We start from the raw sequence: 448 nt of genomic DNA on the forward strand, positions 1-448 counted from the left end.
ATGCAGGCCCTCGGCCTGGCCGGCATGGCCGCCGCCTGGCGGGAGCTGGCCGAACAGAGCAGCTCCAACGAGCTCAGCCGCGACGAGTGGCTCGGCCTGATGCTCGACCGCGAGGTCGCCATGCGTGCCGACAAGCGCGTCAGGAACCGGCTCGCTTCAGCCAGGCTGCGCTTTCCCGAAGCCTGTATCGAAGACATCGACTTTGCCGCGTCGCGCGGGCTCGACCGGCGCAACACCATGGCGCTCGCCCAAGGCGAATGGCTCAAGGCGCATGAGAACTTGATCGTCACCGGCCAGACCGGCACCGGCAAGTCGTGGTTGGCCTGCGCCTTCGGCCGGCAAGCGGCACGGCTCGATCATTCCGTGCTCTATGTGCGCGTGCTACGCCTGTTCGAGGACCTGGCGCTCGCCCGCCTCGATGGCCGTTTCCCGCGCCTCATCGACAAAC

General features: G+C 67.9%; 1 protein-coding gene. It reads left to right on the forward strand.

Features of this window, described 5'->3' with window-relative positions:
* On the forward strand, nt 1-448 hold a 448-nt coding region (locus tag EOA27_RS39915; RefSeq protein ID WP_189562458.1), incomplete at both ends, for an ATP-binding protein.

The sequence above is a fragment of the Mesorhizobium sp. M2A.F.Ca.ET.037.01.1.1 genome (assembly GCF_003998075.1).
GTDB lineage: Bacteria > Pseudomonadota > Alphaproteobacteria > Rhizobiales > Rhizobiaceae > Mesorhizobium.